Source organism: Agrobacterium sp. CCNWLW155, from assembly GCF_036888815.1.
Lineage (GTDB): Bacteria > Pseudomonadota > Alphaproteobacteria > Rhizobiales > Rhizobiaceae > Agrobacterium > Agrobacterium radiobacter.
The window spans coordinates 79600-95527 of the sequence record NZ_JBAKFW010000012.1; the positions used below are offsets into that span (position 1 = coordinate 79600).

At 60.0% G+C, this 15928-nt stretch carries 15 protein-coding genes; 13 read left to right on the top strand and 2 right to left on the bottom strand.

Annotated elements, in window-relative coordinates; genetic code table 11:
- Positions 1–98 precede the first annotated feature (98 nt).
- The gene (gene purU / locus V6S97_RS24560) at positions 99–983 is read left to right on the top strand and encodes a formyltetrahydrofolate deformylase (RefSeq protein WP_003504493.1); all 885 of its coding nucleotides are present in this window, start codon (positions 99–101) and stop codon (positions 981–983) included.
- Between the two features lie 37 nt (positions 984–1020).
- Here the strand turns inward: purU and V6S97_RS24565 are convergent, their stop codons facing one another.
- On the bottom strand, positions 1021–1173 hold the full coding sequence (locus V6S97_RS24565; protein WP_223565243.1) for a hypothetical protein: 153 nt from the start codon (positions 1171–1173) through the stop codon (positions 1021–1023).
- Between the two features lie 427 nt (positions 1174–1600).
- The gene (locus V6S97_RS24570; protein WP_020813010.1) at positions 1601–2827 is read right to left on the bottom strand and encodes an MFS transporter; all 1227 of its coding nucleotides are present in this window, start codon (positions 2825–2827) and stop codon (positions 1601–1603) included.
- Positions 2828–2948: 121 nt separating this feature from the next.
- Here V6S97_RS24570 and V6S97_RS24575 point away from each other — a divergent pair, with 121 nt between their 5' ends.
- The 12 genes from V6S97_RS24575 (at position 2949) to V6S97_RS24630 (ending at position 15907) form a co-directional block, all read left to right on the top strand.
- A complete protein-coding gene (locus tag V6S97_RS24575; protein WP_020813009.1) occupies positions 2949–3542 on the top strand; it encodes a TetR/AcrR family transcriptional regulator in 594 nt (197 codons plus the stop codon).
- Positions 3543–3832: 290 nt separating this feature from the next.
- Positions 3833–5587: an alkaline phosphatase gene (locus V6S97_RS24580; RefSeq protein WP_020813008.1), complete on the top strand. Its 1755-nt coding sequence runs from the start codon at positions 3833–3835 to the stop codon at positions 5585–5587.
- 115 nt (positions 5588–5702) lie between these two features.
- On the top strand, positions 5703–6167 hold the full coding sequence (locus V6S97_RS24585; protein WP_003504497.1) for a hypothetical protein: 465 nt from the start codon (positions 5703–5705) through the stop codon (positions 6165–6167).
- Between the two features lie 4 nt (positions 6168–6171).
- Positions 6172–6861, top strand: coding sequence for an ABC transporter ATP-binding protein (locus tag V6S97_RS24590; protein WP_020813007.1), 690 nt, complete (start codon positions 6172–6174; stop codon positions 6859–6861).
- Positions 6858–8291, top strand: coding sequence for an ABC transporter permease (locus V6S97_RS24595; RefSeq protein WP_020813006.1), 1434 nt, complete (start codon positions 6858–6860; stop codon positions 8289–8291). Before V6S97_RS24590 ends, V6S97_RS24595 begins: the two co-directional genes overlap by 4 nt.
- A gap of 267 nt (positions 8292–8558) precedes the next feature.
- On the top strand, positions 8559–9017 hold the full coding sequence (locus tag V6S97_RS24600) for a DUF1801 domain-containing protein (RefSeq protein ID WP_020813005.1): 459 nt from the start codon (positions 8559–8561) through the stop codon (positions 9015–9017).
- Between the two features lie 260 nt (positions 9018–9277).
- Positions 9278–10330, top strand: a complete 1053-nt coding sequence (locus tag V6S97_RS24605) for an NAD(P)-dependent alcohol dehydrogenase (RefSeq protein ID WP_020813004.1) — start codon at positions 9278–9280, stop codon at positions 10328–10330.
- Positions 10331–10703: 373 nt separating this feature from the next.
- Positions 10704–11588, top strand: coding sequence for an AraC family transcriptional regulator (locus tag V6S97_RS24610; protein WP_003504503.1), 885 nt, complete (start codon positions 10704–10706; stop codon positions 11586–11588).
- Positions 11589–11685: 97 nt separating this feature from the next.
- Complete coding sequence (locus tag V6S97_RS24615) at positions 11686–12597, top strand: ABC transporter substrate-binding protein (protein WP_020813002.1); 912 nt, start codon at positions 11686–11688, stop codon at positions 12595–12597.
- A gap of 69 nt (positions 12598–12666) precedes the next feature.
- Complete coding sequence (locus tag V6S97_RS24620; RefSeq protein WP_020813001.1) at positions 12667–14169, top strand: sugar ABC transporter ATP-binding protein; 1503 nt, start codon at positions 12667–12669, stop codon at positions 14167–14169.
- Positions 14159–15136, top strand: a complete 978-nt coding sequence (locus tag V6S97_RS24625; RefSeq protein WP_020813000.1) for an ABC transporter permease — start codon at positions 14159–14161, stop codon at positions 15134–15136. Before V6S97_RS24620 ends, V6S97_RS24625 begins: the two co-directional genes overlap by 11 nt.
- Before the next feature lie 39 nt (positions 15137–15175).
- Positions 15176–15907 carry an SDR family oxidoreductase gene (locus V6S97_RS24630; RefSeq protein WP_003504511.1) on the top strand — a complete coding sequence of 244 codons (732 nt, stop codon included), beginning with the start codon at positions 15176–15178 and terminating at the stop codon, positions 15905–15907.
- The last annotated feature ends 21 nt before the right edge of the window (positions 15908–15928 follow it).

The window sequence follows — 15928 nt, forward strand, 5'->3', positions numbered from 1 at the left end:
TCTCAATCGCCGTCCTGACCACGGCCGGCGGTTGATAGGCAATCTGCGCGAAAGCGCGGGCGATCCGTCCGCGCGGCAAAGACCCAGGGGAGCAGGATTTGAGCACCTATATAATGACAGTCGCGTGCCCGGCGCGCAGCGGCATCGTCGCCGCCGTATCCGGTTATCTCGCCCGGTCCGGATGCAATATCAACGACAGTTCGCAATTCACCGACCAGGAGACTGGCCGCTTTTTCATGCGGTTGAGCTTCGTTTCCGAACAGGGATCGGGACGCGATGCGCTGCTCGACGGCTTTGGTCCCGTCGCGGCCGATTTCGATATGGACTATGATATTCATGACCTTTCGCGAAAGACGAAGGTCGTGATCATGGTCTCGCGCTTCGGTCATTGTCTCAACGATCTGCTGTATCGCTCCCGCATCGGCGCGCTGCCGGTCGAGATCGTCGCGGTGATTTCCAATCACCTCGATTACCAGAAGCAGGTGGTGAACGAGGATATTCCCTTTCACCACATTCGCGTCACGCCGGAAACGAAGCCCGAGGCGGAAGCCGCGATCCTGCAGGTGGTGCGGGATACCGGAGCGGAGCTTGTGGTGCTTGCGCGCTACATGCAGGTCCTGTCGGACCGGCTGTGTCAGGAAATGTCTGGCCGCATCATCAACATCCATCATTCTTTCCTGCCATCTTTCAAGGGCGCCAACCCTTATAAACAGGCCTATGAACGCGGGGTGAGGCTGATCGGCGCGACCGCCCATTACGTCACCGCCGATCTCGATGAAGGGCCGATCATCGAGCAGGATACGATCCGCGTAACCCATGCCCAAAGCGCGATGGACTATGTCAGCCTGGGTCGGGATGTGGAAAGCCAGGTTCTTGCGCGGGCCATCCACGCCCATATTCATCACCGGGTCTTCCTAAATGGAAACAGGACGGTTGTCTTTCCCGCGTCTCCCGGAGAACACGTGTCCGAGCGCATGGGTTGAATGCGGGGTCGCGCGGAGCCGTGATTTGTGTCCTTCGTCAGTGGTTCGTCGTCATGTCGTCCCGCCAGTAGCAGGCGTTGAGATAACGTTTTTTGGACAGGACGGATAATTTGTCCCGAAAGCCCTGCCATTGGGAGAATGCATTGGCGAGCCACAGGAAATAATCATTGGTGGAAGCGGCTGTCTCCATTGCCGCATCGCAAACGCATTCAACAAATTTTGCGGAAGACACGGCCGAGCGCGGCAGCCAGTATATTTTTATTCCCGAAGGTGCGGCGATGTCATATCGGCAATTCTCGGCCCGGAGGAAGATATGGCCCACGGCATTTTCGCGCAGGTTCTCGCAGATGCGGGCGGCAAGGCCGCTTCATCTCCGGCCAGCAGATAGTGTCGAACGATGCAGCAGTCGGTGCCGAATTCGAGAATATGCGAAGCGACGGCGTCGATAAGCAGGATCGCCCCGCAGGCATGATATCATCGGCCATCAATGTTGCCGGTATCATGCTTGCGGGGCGACAGCAAAGTAAAACAATCGCTGTACTATAGATTGGTCTGTGACCTTTCCTGCGCAAATATCAATTACCGCGATGAATGAGGCAGACTACGAGTAAAGGTTGTTATTCGGCGGGCTGCGCCACGGCCTCTATGCCGGATCTTTCGCGATCTCCGGAGAGGCTGCGCTGACCGAGCGTGATGATGGCAACGGTCGAAAGGCTTGCGGCGACTGACACCCAGAAACCGTTATCCGGGCCGAAATTATCGATGACCCAGCCGGAGAGAAATGCCCCGAGCGCCATGCCGATACCGATGCCGGTCATCACCCAGGTCACGCCTTCCGTCAGCATCGATTCAGGCACACGGCGCTCGATCAGGCCGAATGAGGTGATGAAGATCGGAGAGATTGCAACGCCGCTGAGGAAAACGGCAAAAGCCAGAAGGGCGACAGAAGTGCTGGCGACAAGCAGCGGCAGAGCGGTGAGTGCAAGCACGCTGACGGCGATCAGCAGTTGGCGTTGCAGCGGCATTTTGGGATTGAGCGCGCCGAGAATGAGGCCGACCACGAAGGACCCGATGGCATAGACGCCGATGACGAGGCTGGCGGCTTCCGGTTGGCCAAGTTCCTTGGTGATTGCGACGGCACTTACCTCGGCAGTGGCGAAAGTGGAGCCGACAAAGATCAGCGCAAGCGTGATGATCTGGACCGGACGCAGGGAGATGGCCGAACGCTGCCGGCGACCGCTTTCAACCGGGCGTACCTTGGGCTCGGTCGAACGTTGCAGAAGGAAAGCGAAGGTGCCGAGCGCCAGGAAGGTGGTGCTGATCATCATGCCCGCTTCCGGAAAGAGCGAGACTGCCAGGCCGACGGAAAGCGAGGCGCCTGAAATGTAGACGAGTTCGTCGGCGGCGGATTCAAAGGCGAATGCGGTGTTCAGTTCCGGCCGGTCGCGGAAGATTTCCGTCCAGCGGGCGCGCATCATGGCCGGAATGCTCGGCATGGCAGCGGCGAGGAAGGCGGAAAGGAACAGCGTCCAGGCCGGCCATTTCTGGTTTGTCGCGATAATCAGCGCCGCAAAGGCGATGACCGAGACGATGGTGGCGGGGATGAGGACCTTGCTCTGCCCCTTGCGATCCACCAGCCGGGAGATTTGTGGGGAGACGGCGGCATTGGTCAGCGCAAAGGTTGCGGAGACGGCGCCGGCCAGCCAATATTCGCCATGGGTTTGCGAAAGCATGGCGACGATGCCGATCGGGGCCATGGCAATGGGAAGGCGGGCGAAGAAACCGGCGGCGGAAAAGCCTTTTGCGCCTGGAGCCCGGAAAATTTCTCTGTATGGATTAGCCATCGGGATGCACCTTGTTCAGAGGGTGTCCACCACATACATACGTGGCGTATGTGAATGAGATAATTGCATACGGCGCGTATGTCAACTAATATACGCGTCGTATGTGGAAAATGGAGAAAAAATGCGCAAACCTCGCAGTGAAATGATTGCCGAGACGCGGACGAAGCTTCTGGCTGCCGGCCGCAAGGCCTTTGGCAGCATCGGTTATGCGGAAGCGTCGATGGATGACTTCACCGCCGAGGCCGGTCTCACCCGCGGCGCGCTCTATCACCATTTTGGCGACAAAAAAGGCCTGCTGTTGGCGGTGGTGGCCGAAATCGATGCGGAAATGACGAAGAGGCTCTGTGACATCTCCTCGAGGGCCGAGTCCCGGTGGGAAGGTTTTGTCGAGGAGAATCTCGGCTATGTGCGCATGGCTCTCGAACCGGAAATCCAGCGGATCATGTTTCGTGACGGGCCGGCGGTGCTCGGCGATCCGTCGCGCTGGCCAAATGCAAACGGCTGCATCTCGGCAGTCGCGCGAAGCCTCGATGCCCTGAAGGAAGAAGGCACCATCGGCGATATCGATGCGGAGGCATGCGCCCGCTTCATCAACGCGGCAAGCAGCGCCGCCGCTCAGTGGATCGCCAATTCCGACGACCCCGAAATGACCTCGAAACGGGCCGTGGGCAGCTTCCGGGCCTTTCTGGAGGGATTGCGGATCAGGAAAGACTGAACCGGGCTTTACACGGTTGCCCATGCGCGCCGGGCAGCCCGATCATTCGGCCCCGCAGCATCTCTGCATACGCCCGACAATTTCGTCGAGGCTCGATATCCGCTGGCCCCCTCGGAGAGAAACGCATCATAGAGGGTTGCCGCGCCGCGCGGCGACCGGAGGAGGACGGCGTGCTGAAACCGTCCCCCGCGAATTTCCCATGAGCCCGGATATGCTGCCTGCAAGTCATGCAACTGTCATATCGCGGGTCTAGGAGAAAGTGTGGTTTTCACACGTTTCGCGAGGGGAATATGCGCAAAATCGTTGCTGCTTTGGTCGCCACGACCTTTCTTGCCGGCGCCGTCCAGGCTGCCGAGGTTTATCCGCTTGATCGTGCTACGATCCTGACCGGTTCGCCGTTCGATTTCAAAGTCGAGTTCGCTTCCGTCGTAAAGCCGGAAGACGTCAAGATCACCGTCAACGGCCAGGATTACAAGGCCGCTCTCGGCAAGGATGCCGAGTTCGTCGCCGAAGAAAAGAACAAGGACAAGGTCCTTGGATCGGCCGTCATCCTGCGTGGGGTCACGCTCGCCAGCGCCGGTGACTACAAGGTCGAAGTTTCTGCCGGTTCCGAAACCAAGGCGATCACCTGGACCGTTTATGGCACGCCGGCCCAGGCAAAAGCCAAGAACGTCATCTTCCTGATCGCCGACGGCCTGTCCGTCGCTCACCGCACTGCTGCCCGCATCATGTCCAAGGGCATGACCGAGGGTAAGGCCAATGGCCGCCTCAACATGGATGATGTGCCGCCGGTCGCCTTCATCGGCACCTCCGCCACCGACGCCGTCGCCACCGACAGCGCCAACACCATGTCAGCCTACATGACCGGTCACAAGACCGCCGTGAACGCCATTGGCGTTTATGCCGACCGCACCCCGGCCTCGCTCGACGATCCGAAGGTCGAAACGATCGCGGAAGCCCTGCGCCGCCAGACCAAGAAGTCGATCGGCATCATCTCAACCGCCGAACTGCAGGACGCCACGCCGGCTGCCGTCGTTGCCCACACCCGCAAGCGCGGCGACAAGGCCGACATCAACGGCATGCTGTTCGACGTGAAGCCGGATGTCCTCCTCGGCGGCGGCTCCGCTTATTTCCTGCCGCAGGCGACGGCGGGTTCCAAGCGCAAGGATGACAAGGACTATATCGCTTTGTTCAAGGAAGCTGGCTACACGCTGGCGACCAGCAAGGCGGAACTCGCCACGGCCGCCGGCACCAACACCGGCAAGATCCTCGGCCTGTTCCACACCGGCAACATGGACACAGCGCTCGACCGCGAGTTCCTCAAGAAGGGCACCACGGCGAAGTTCCCGGATCAGCCGGGCCTCGTTGAAATGACCAAGGTTGCGCTCGGCGAACTGTCGAAGAACCCGGACGGCTTCTTCCTGATGGTCGAAGCTGCCAACGTCGACAAGATGTCCCATCCGCTTGACTGGGATCGCGCTGTCGTCGACACGATCGAATTCGACAAGGCCGTCGGTGTCGCCCGTGAATTCGCCGCGAAGAACCCCGATACGCTGATCGTCGTCACCGGCGACCATACGCATGGCGTTTCCATCATCGGCACCGTCGATGATGACAAGCCGGGTACCGAAATGCGCGAAAAGGTCGGCACCTATGCCGAGGCCGGCTTCCCGAACTATGAAGACAAGGACGGTGACGGTTATCCTGATAAGGTCGACGTTTCCCGTCGTCTGTTCCTGAACGCCAATAACGGTCCTGACCATTACGAGACCTTCCGTCCGAAGCTTGATGGCCCGTTCACACCGGCCGTCCAGAACGAAAAGAAGGAATATGTCGCCAACGAGCAGTACAAGGACGTTCCCGGTGCTGTGTTCGTACCCGGCATCATTCCGAAAAGCTCGGATAGCGGCGTCCACGCGGTGGATGATGTCGTTCTGCAGGCTGAAGGCCCCGGCGCCGAAGGCTTCCGTGGCTACATGGAACAGAGCGACGTCTACAAGGGTCTCGCCGAAGCTTTCGCACTTGGCGCCAAGCAGACCAACTAAGATATGAATGTTGTGAGGGCACGCCGCTATCGCGTGCCCTCACAATAGTTTCAGGTCTTTCATCGTCCATTCTGACGAGGGACGATGGCAGACCTTTTCAAGAAGGAGAATGGTCATGAGCAAGGCTGATCGGGCGCACTTCAACCGTCGTCAGACCCTGGGTCTCATTGCCGGTCTGCCGCTGCTGGCCGCCGGCACGCGCGCGCAGGCGAACAGCGACATCACCTTCGACGAACTCTATGGCAAGGTTAGCGTCCTCGGGCTGGAGTTTTCCGAAAAGGTCAAGCAGTTGAACGGCAAGGAGATCGCCATGCGTGGTTTCATGGCGCCGCCGCTGAAGGCCGAAGCGCAGTTTTTCGTGCTGACCGAAATCCCCATGTCGATCTGCCCCTTCTGCTCCACGGATGCAGATTGGCCGGACAACATCGTCGTCGTTTATCTCGGCGAAAAACAGACTTTTACCCAGCCGAGCCAGACAATCGAAGTGCGCGGCACGCTGGAAACGGGTTCCTGGACCGATCCGGATACCGGCTTTGTCAGCCTGCTGCGCATCCGCCAGGCAGAATACGCGACGGTTTGAGACCATGCTGTCCCTGAAGATAGATGATCTTGCCGTATCCTTTCCCGGTTTGTCAGCGCCGGTTCTCGTTCTCGACGGTCTGGAAATCGCTGCCGGTAGCCGCGTTGCGCTGACGGGTGGTTCCGGCTCGGGCAAAAGCACCCTCATCAACATCATCGCCGGCCTTGAGCGTGTTCAGGCCGGCCGCGTTGTCTGGGGGGAAGAGAACATTGCGGATTTGCCCGAGGGCCGTCGCGACCGCTGGCGGGCCGCCAATATCGGCCTCGTCATGCAGGAGTTTCATCTTTTTCCCGGCTTGTCCGCGCTGGATAATATCCTGCTGCCCGCCCGCCTGTCGCGTGCGGCAAATGCGGACCTCATGAAGCGCGCGGAATCCCTGTTTGCGACTGTCGGCCTCAAACGCCCGGGGCAGCACGTTGAGACCATGTCGCGCGGTGAAATGCAGCGTGTCGCTATCGCCCGTGCGCTGCTGCGCAGTCCCGGCGTTATCATTGCCGACGAACCGACCGCAAGCCTCGATCTCGAAAGCGGCGAGGCTGTCGGTGATCTCCTGCTTTCCGTTGCGGCCAGCACCGGCAGCACGCTTATCGTCGCCAGCCATGACCAGCATCTTATCGGCCGCCTCGACCGGCGTCTCACCCTCAGCGGCGGCCGTATCGTCGCCGATACCGAGCGGAAGGAGATTGCGGCATGATCGGTTTCATCCTTGCCGACCTGCGCCGTCTTTGGCTGGGTGGCATCGTCGTGGTTCTCCTGGTTGCGCTTGCCACCGCGCTTGGCGTTGCGGTCACGCTGCAGGAGCGTTCGCTGCGTCTCGGCAGCGCCCGTGCCGCCGATAAATTCGATCTCGTTATCGGCGCGGCCGGCAGCGAAACCCAGTTGATCCTTTCCTCCATTTTTCTGCAGGCCGCACCGCTGCCGCTTGTGGACGGCGCTGTTCTGACGAAGCTCGCCGCCGATCCGCGCGTTGCCTGGGCGGCACCTGTCGGGTTTGGCGATTCCTTTGCCGGATACCCGATAGTCGGCACGACGATGAGCCTCGTCAGCAACACGACATCAGGTTTTGCCGAGGGCAGGATGTTCGCGCTGGAAGGCGAAGCCATACTCGGGGCTGCCGTCGATCTGTCTCTCGCTGCTGAGATCAAGCCGATGCACGGCACCGCCGAGACCGGCGGCCACACCCATACCGAGATCGCCTATAAAGTCGTTGGCAAATTGCAGCCCACCGGCACGCCCTGGGATCGCGCCATTCTCGTGCCGATACAGGCCGTGTGGCACGTCCATGGTCTCGGTCATGATCATGGCCATGATGAAGGGCATGAGGATGGCCATGCGGGCGCGCATGATGAAGAACATCACCACGGGGACGGTCACGATCACGCCCATGAAGGCGAAGAACATCACGAAGATGGTGATACGCATGCCGAAGGCGAGGCGGATCATGCCGAAGCCGCTGTTCAGCTGGTGGTCTCGCAGCGACAAAAGCATGCTTTGGCCCTCGGCCCAGCCACTTCGGCGCATGTGGAGTCTGACCATCAAGGCGGCATCGATGCGGATGCGCCAATCGTGGAGACTTTCGGCGAGGGCACGCCCGGCCTGCCGGCCATTCTCGTCAAGCCCAAAACGATCGCCGACGCCTATCGCCTGCGGCAGGAATACCGGACCGGTAATACGCTTGGCGTTTTCCCGGGCGAAGTTCTGACGGGTCTCTATGCGACGCTCGGCGATGCCAAGATGGTGCTGAGCGCGGTTGCCGCCGGTTCGCAGGGGTTGGTGGCGGCGGCGCTGGTGCTGGTGACGGTGATCCATGTCGGGCAACGACGCAGGCAGATCGGCGCATTGCGGGCATTCGGCGCGCCGCGCGGCTCGGTATTCGCCATCGTCTGGCTGGAGCTTTTTTTACTGGTGGTGCTCGGTGTCGGCATCGGTTTTCTGGTCGGATTGGGCGCTGCCCATATCGGCGCACAACTCTTTACCGCAAAAAGCGGCGTCATCCTGCCGGTTGGCTTCACCCGCGAAGATTTGCGTCTTGCACTGTTCCTGCTGGGCTTTGCCGCGGTTCTTTCGGCGATACCGGCTTTGCTCGCCTATCGTCAGTCTCCAGCCGCCGCCCTCCGCGCCTAGGCCTCGGGCAGGGTGCCGCAGCCTGCGCTTTTTTTGGATTGATCGAATGGCGTGCAAGTCCGGGCGATTGGCACGGTCTAGTTCGTCAGCGTTTTGATAGCCACGCCGACACATCGACGCTTCGGCCTCAAATATGCTCTCCAAGGCGTAAAGCATGAGCACGCACATAAAATATAGTTTTTTTACTGTGGCCGCTTTTTATGGCAGGCTTGCATCGAGGCTTGGGAAAAAAAAGCAGGAGCCGCGTAATACCGGGAGGGAACCGAGATGGTCGAAAAGAAGCCGGGTAAATCTGCCGAAATCGCGCAAACCGAGCCGTACGCTGCTGCGCCGACACTTCTTTCGGGCGGCAATCCGCAGATTGCCAAGGGATATGGCGACGGCCCGGTGCAGGCCTATATTGCCGCCATGCCGGGTTGGAAAAGTCCGGTCGGAGCACGTATCGATGCGCTGATCGAAAGCCTCGTGCCCGGTGTGCGTAAGGCCGTGAAGTGGAATTCGCCCTTTTACGGCATGGAAGACGATGTCTGGTTTCTCAGCCTTCACTGTTTTACGAAATATATCAAAGTGACCTTTCTCAACGGCGTATCTTTACAACCCTTGCCACCCGGCACCTCCAAACATCCGAAGGTTCGTTACCTCGATATCCATGAGGGTGCGTTTGATGAAACGCAGTTTGCCGACTGGGTGCGGCAGGCGAGCGCCTTGCCCGGCGAAAAAATGTGAGCGATTTGGTTCGCCGGCTCGGCAGGCTTGGGAGCGGGTGAAGATCGCGGAATGCGGCGGCGAATCATGCCGTCTTTCCTCACCTTCAAAGGCCGCGCCGCACTGGGGATGATGAGAAATTGCAGGCTCCTCGATACAGTTTTTCCGTCGCGAAGAAAAACCGGCCGATCCGGCCGATTTCTGTTTACTTTTGCCGATGTTGCACGCCATCACGCTTGCTGAACTCGCTGCCAGGCGTATCGCAAACCACGGAGGATGAGATGAAGGCACTGGTGCTGGAAGAAAAAGGCAAGCTCTCGCTCAGGGATTTTGATATTCCCGGTGGAGCAGGATCCGGTGAACTCGGGCCGAAGGATGTGCTTATCCGCACCCATACGGTCGGCATCTGCGGCTCTGATGTCCATTATTATACCCATGGCAAGATCGGTCATTTCGTCGTCAATGCGCCCATGGTGCTCGGGCACGAAGCGTCTGGAACGGTGATCGAAACCGGTGCCGAGGTAACACACCTGAAGGCTGGTGATCGCGTCTGCATGGAGCCCGGCATTCCCGATCCGACATCGCGCGCCGCAAAGCTCGGCATCTATAATGTCGATCCGGCTGTCCGCTTCTGGGCGACGCCGCCGATCCATGGCTGCCTGACGCCTGAGGTCATTCATCCTGCCGCCTTCACCTACAAGCTGCCCGAAAACGTGTCCTTTGCCGAAGGCGCCATGGTCGAACCCTTCGCCATCGGCATGCAGGCGGCGCTGCGGGCGCGTATCCAGCCGGGCGATATCGCCGTGGTAACGGGTGCAGGTCCGATCGGCATGATGGTGGCGCTCGCAGCACTTGCCGGCGGTTGCGCGAAGGTCATCGTTGCCGATCTTGCCCAGCCGAAGCTCGATATCATCGGCTCCTATGATGGCATCGAAACCGTCAACATTCGCGAACGCAATCTCGCAGAGGCCGTTTCGGCTGCGACCGACGGCTGGGGTTGCGATGTCGTCTTCGAATGCTCGGGCGCCGCACCCGCCGTGCTTGGCATGGCGAAGCTGGCGCGGCCGGGCGGTGCGATCGTGCTGGTCGGCATGCCCGTCGATCCGGTTCCGGTCGATATTGTCGGCCTGCAGGCCAAGGAACTTCGGGTGGAGACGGTTTTCCGCTATGCCAACGTCTATGACCGCGCCGTGGCGCTCATCGCGTCCGGCAAGGTGGACCTGAAGCCGCTGATTTCCGCGACCATCCCCTTCGAAGATAGCATCGCCGGTTTCGACCGTGCGGTGGAAGCGCGGGAAACGGATGTGAAACTGCAGATCGTGATGCCGCAGTAACGAACGAAGCCAGCCGCTGATGATTGAGCGGCAGAGACGTTGCGGAAAAGTATGAGTGTAGCTTGCCGGCATCCGGCAGGCTACACGTCAAAATTTCAACGAAAATCGCTTCCGGTTGCGCATTGTTTGAGCGCATCACGCCAAATTGAGCGGAAAAATCGGCCCCATCGCCGCGTTTATGGTCAGCCCTTTCGGGCGACTCTTCAATTTTCGACAAAAAAGAGTCAAAAAAGTATCGGTAATTTCTTCGGCGTGATGTGGATGTACCGCAGCCGCCCGCCATATGCTCCTCATCAACGCCTGGGACGAGCCATAAAGAGGAAATGGCTCCTGTCCGCAAATACGGCGGACGCGACTGATGGGAGGAACCATGATGCAGCCCGATCTGGAACTGGTGCACATCCGCAAGGGCGAATCCTTCGCCGCCTGGCGGCATGGCTATCCGTTCCGCACCGTGCGCTGGCATTATCATCCCGAATACGAAATCCACCTCGTCGTCGCCACATCGGGCACGTTTTATATCGGTGATTTCGTCGGCCGCTTCGGCCCCGGTCAGCTCATCATGACCGGTCCCAATCTCCCCCAGAACTGGATCAGCGAGATCGAGCCGGACGAAATCGTGCCGACACGTTCCCTCGTGATCCAGTTTCCGGAGAGCTTTATCGAGGATGCCTGCACTTCCATGTCGGAAATGGACGTGGTGCGCGGCCTCCTGGATCGCAGCCGCCGCGGCATTCTTTTCGATGATGAGACGAGCGACCGCGTCCGCCCGCTGATCCTCCGGTTGATCGAAGCGCAGGGACTGACGCGTCTGGCGCTTTTCTGGGAAATTCTCGATCTCCTGGTCAATGCCCCGACATCGGAGGTGCTGGCGAGCCTTAGCTACGAGTTGGATCTGACCGGCATCGGCGACAGCGGCATCAACCGTGCTCTGTCGCATCTGCGCCAGCATCTGACCGAGCAGGTTGAGGAAATCGATCTCGCCGACATGGTGGGTCAGAGCCCGAGCGCCTTTTCCCGCGCCTTCAAGCGCCACACGGGAACGACGCTGGTGCGGTATCGCAATCAGTTACGCATCGATCTTGCCTGCCAGATGCTCCTGGCGGATCAGGATGTGAAGGTGGCGGAGGTCTGCTACGATGTGGGCTTTTCCAACCTTTCGAATTTCAACCGGCATTTCCTGAAACTGAAGGGAATGTCGCCGTCGAGGTTCCGAACCATATTCGCAGCCCAGAAGGCAGCGGTCATGGCGGAGTAAACCAGCGACACATCGCCGATTTTTACCAATTCGGGCAGAGGGCTGTCCGGAACCGGGCACCTGTTGCCCCAACTTTCCAAACGGGAGGAAAAGTGAGATGAAAATGAAATCCAAGTTTCTGATGGCGACAGCCGCAATTGCAATGATGGCCGCTCCGGCGCTGGCGCAGGAAAAGCTGAAGATCGGCATGACCTTCCAGGAACTGAACAACCCCTATTTCGTATCGATGCAGGAAGCCCTGAAGGAAGCCGCCGCAAGCATTGGCGCAGATGTCGTCGTCACCGATGCCGGCCACGATGTGGCAAAGCAGATTTCCGATGTTGAAGACATGCTTCAGCAGAAGATCGACATCCTGCTCCTGAACCCGACCGATAGCGCCGGCATCGAAGCCGCCGTTCACGCTGCCAAGGCTGCCGGCGTGACTGTCGTCGCCGTCGACGCCAACGCCAATGGCCCGGTCGACACCTTCGTCGGCTCGAAGAACCGCGACGCGGGTTACCAGTCGTGCAAATATCTCGGTGAAGCCCTCGGTGGTAAGGGTGAGGTTGCTATCCTCGACGGCATTCCGGTCGTGCCGATCCTGCAGCGCGTCGAAGGTTGCAAGGCGGCTCTTGCAGAATTCGCAGACATCAAGCTGGTCGACACGCAGAACGGCCGTCAGGACCGCTCCGTTGCTCTCGGCGTCGTCGAAAACATGATTCAGTCGCGTCCGAACCTCGCCGGTATCTTCTCGGTCAACGATGGCGGTGCGATGGGTGCACTCGCTGCGATCCAGGGTTCCGGCAAGGACATCAAGCTGACCTCGGTAGACGGTGCGCCGGAAGCGGTGAAGGCAATTGCCGACGGTGGCCCTTTCATCGAAACCACCGCGCAGTTCCCGCGTGACCAGGTTCGTGTCGGTCTTGCCATGGCGCTCGCCCAGAAGTGGGGCGCACGCGTCGTGCCGAAGGAAGTGCCGATCGACGTCATGGTTGTTGACAGCAAAAACGCCGGCGAGTTCAGCTGGTAAGAACTCCTCCCAGGTCCCGTCCCCGCTTCGTGCGGGGGCGGGGCAGTCCCGACCATCGAGGAGGGTGAAATGCTGGAACTGAATGGAATAAGAAAAAGCTTTGGCAAGATCGAAGTCCTGCGTGGCGTCGACCTTCAGGCGCGCGCCGGTGAGGTGCATGCGCTTCTAGGCGAAAACGGCGCCGGCAAGTCGACTTTGATGAAGATCCTGTGCGGCATTCTGCAGCCCTCGGAGGGGACGATCCGCATCGACGGCAAGGATCGCCGCTTCGCCAATTATGATGAGGCGATTGCCGCCGGCGTCGGCATCGTGTTTCAGGAATTCAGCCTGATCCCCTATCTCAATGCCGTGGAAAACATGTTCCTCGCCCGCGAAATCCGCGGGCCGCTGCGCCTTCTCAACAAGGGCGCGATGCGCAAGCGCGCGGCCGAGATCATGAGCCGGCTGGCCGTGGATGTGCCGCTCGACGTGCCGGTGCATCGTCTTTCCGTTGCCCAGCAGCAATTTGTCGAAATCGCCAAGGCGCTGTCGCTGGATGCCCGCATCCTTGTTCTTGACGAGCCGACCGCGACGCTCACCCCGTCTGAGACCGAGCACCTGTTCAAGGTCATGCGCGAGTTGCGTCGTCAGGGTGTGGCGATCATCTTCATTTCGCACCACCTTGAGGAAATATTCGAGATCTGCGACCGCATCACCGTTCTGCGCGATGGCGAACTGATCGGCTCCTGCCTGACGTCGGAGGTCGATAATGACCGTCTCGTCGAGATGATGGTCGGCCGACGCATCGAAGCCAATTTCCCGCCGAAGCCGCAGCTCGATCCTTCCGCCGAAAGCGTGATTGAAGTGGAAGAGCTGCAATTGAAGAAGGGCGGCCCCGTCTCGCGCTTTGCGCTGCGCAAGGGTGAAATCCTCGGCTTTGCCGGGCTTGTCGGTTCAGGCCGCACCGAAACGGTGCTGGCCATGCTCGGCGCGCATTCCGCATCGCGCCGCAAGATCAAGGTCGATGGCGTGGACACGCGTTTTTCCGGCCCCGACGAAGCGTTGATGCGCGGCATCGGCCTCTTGCCGGAAAGCCGCAAGGAAGAGGGGCTGATCACCAGCTTCTCCATCCTGCAGAATATTTCGCTGAACAATTACCGCAAATACCGCAAGGCGCACTGGTTCCTCGATCTCAAAAAGGAACTGGAGCACACGACGAAGGCCATGGCGCAGGTGCAGGTGAAGGCGCAGGGGCCTTTTGCCCGCGTCGACACGCTGTCCGGCGGCAACCAGCAGAAGATCGTCATCGCGCGCTGGCTGAACCATGACATGCGCGTGTTGATCTTCGACGAGCCGACACGCGGCATCGATGTCGGCGCGAAGGCGGAAATCTATTCGCTCATGCGTGAATTCGCCGCCAAGGGCCATTCGATCATCATGATCTCCTCGGAGCTGCCGGAAGTGATCGGCATGTCCGACAGGGTCTGCGTCTTCCGTTCCGGCGGCATCGTCGCCACGGTCGAGGGCGAAGACATCAATTCAGAAACAATAATGACAAACGCCACCACCGGGAGAGTTGAACATGTCGCTTGATGCAAACACCGGCACAGCCGCGAAAACGGGCGGTTTCAGTCTCGGCGCCATGTTGCGTTCGCCACTTGCTCTGCCTCTGGCAGGTCTCATCGTCGTATCGATCCTGATGGGGCTTGCGAGCGACAATTTCTTCAGCGTCAACAACATCATGAACGTGCTGCGGCAGGTTTCCGTCGTCGGCATTCTCGCCGTGGGCATGACCTTCGTCATCCTCACCGGCGGCATCGACCTATCGGTCGGTGCGGTCATGGCGCTTGTCGGCACGCTGTCGGCCGGCCTGATGGTGAATACCGGCCTGTCGCCCGCGGTTGCTTTGCCAGCTGGCCTGTTCATCGGTCTCGGCATCGGCATCTTCAACGGGGCGCTTGTCGCCTGGGGCAAGATGCCCGCCATTATCGTGACGCTTGCCACCATGGGCATGGCGCGCGGTCTCGGCCTCATCTATTCCGGCGGTTACCCGGTCAGCGGTATTCCGAGCTGGATTTCCTGGTTCGGCGTCGGCCGTATCGGCGTCGTTCCGGTGCCTGTCGTGATCATGGTGGTTATTTATGCCATCGCCTGGGTGCTGTTGCAGCGCACGGCTTTCGGCCGTCATGTCTATGCACTTGGCGGAAACGAGCTGGCGGCCCGTCTTTCGGGCGTGAAGACCCAGCGCGTCAAGCTTGCGGTCTATGGCATCTCGGGCGTCACGGCAGCTTTTGCCGCGCTCATCCTCACCGGCCGCTTGATGAGCGGTCAGCCCAATGCCGGTGTCGGCTTCGAACTGGACGCCATTGCGGCGGTCGTTCTCGGCGGCACGGCGATTGCAGGCGGCAGGGGTCTCATTCTCGGCACGCTCATCGGCGCGGTGCTGCTCGGTATCCTTAATAACGGCCTCAATCTGATGGGCATCAACCCCTATCTGCAGGATGTCATCAAGGGCGGCATCATCCTACTGGCCATCTATATCGGGCGCGAGTGGCGCTGAGCCGGCCCGGAAACATCTTCATAAACGCAGGAGAACTAAATGTCTGAATCGCTGCAAGGCAAGATCGCGGTCATCACCGGCGCCGCATCCGGCATCGGGCTTGCCACCACGGAAGCCCTCTTGGAACAGGGCGCGACCGTGGTCATGGTCGACTGGAACGAGAAAGCCTTGAATGATCTGGTGGCCAAGCTTGGCGACCGCGCCATCCCGCAGGTCACGAACCTGCTCGATGCCGACAGCTGCAACGCCATGATCCCGGAAATACTTGCGAAGGTCGATCATATCGACATTCTCTATTGCAACGCAGGCACCTATATCGGCGGCGATCTCACGGAGACGACGCCCGAAGCCATCGACAAGATGCTGAACCTCAACGTCAACGCCGTCATGAAGAACGTTCATGCCGTCGTGCCGCATATGTCCGAGCGCAAGACCGGCGATATCATTGTCACCTGCTCCATCGCCGGCCATTTCCCGACCTATTGGGAGCCGGTCTATTCGGGCTCGAAATGGGCGATCACCAGCTTCGTGCAGGGCATGCGCCGCCAGATGATCCCGCACGGCGTGCGAGTCGCGCAGGTTTCTCCCGGCCCGGTCGTTTCCGCACTTCTGGCCGATTGGCCGGAGGAAAACCTCCGCAAGGCCAAGGAATCGGGCAGCCTGATCGATGCGAGCGAAGTGGCCGATGCCGTCATCTACATGCTGACGCGCAAGCGCACCGTCACCATCCGCGACATGCTGGTCTTGCCGACCAACTTCGACCGCGTTTAAAAACTCCTGGAGCGGCGGGAA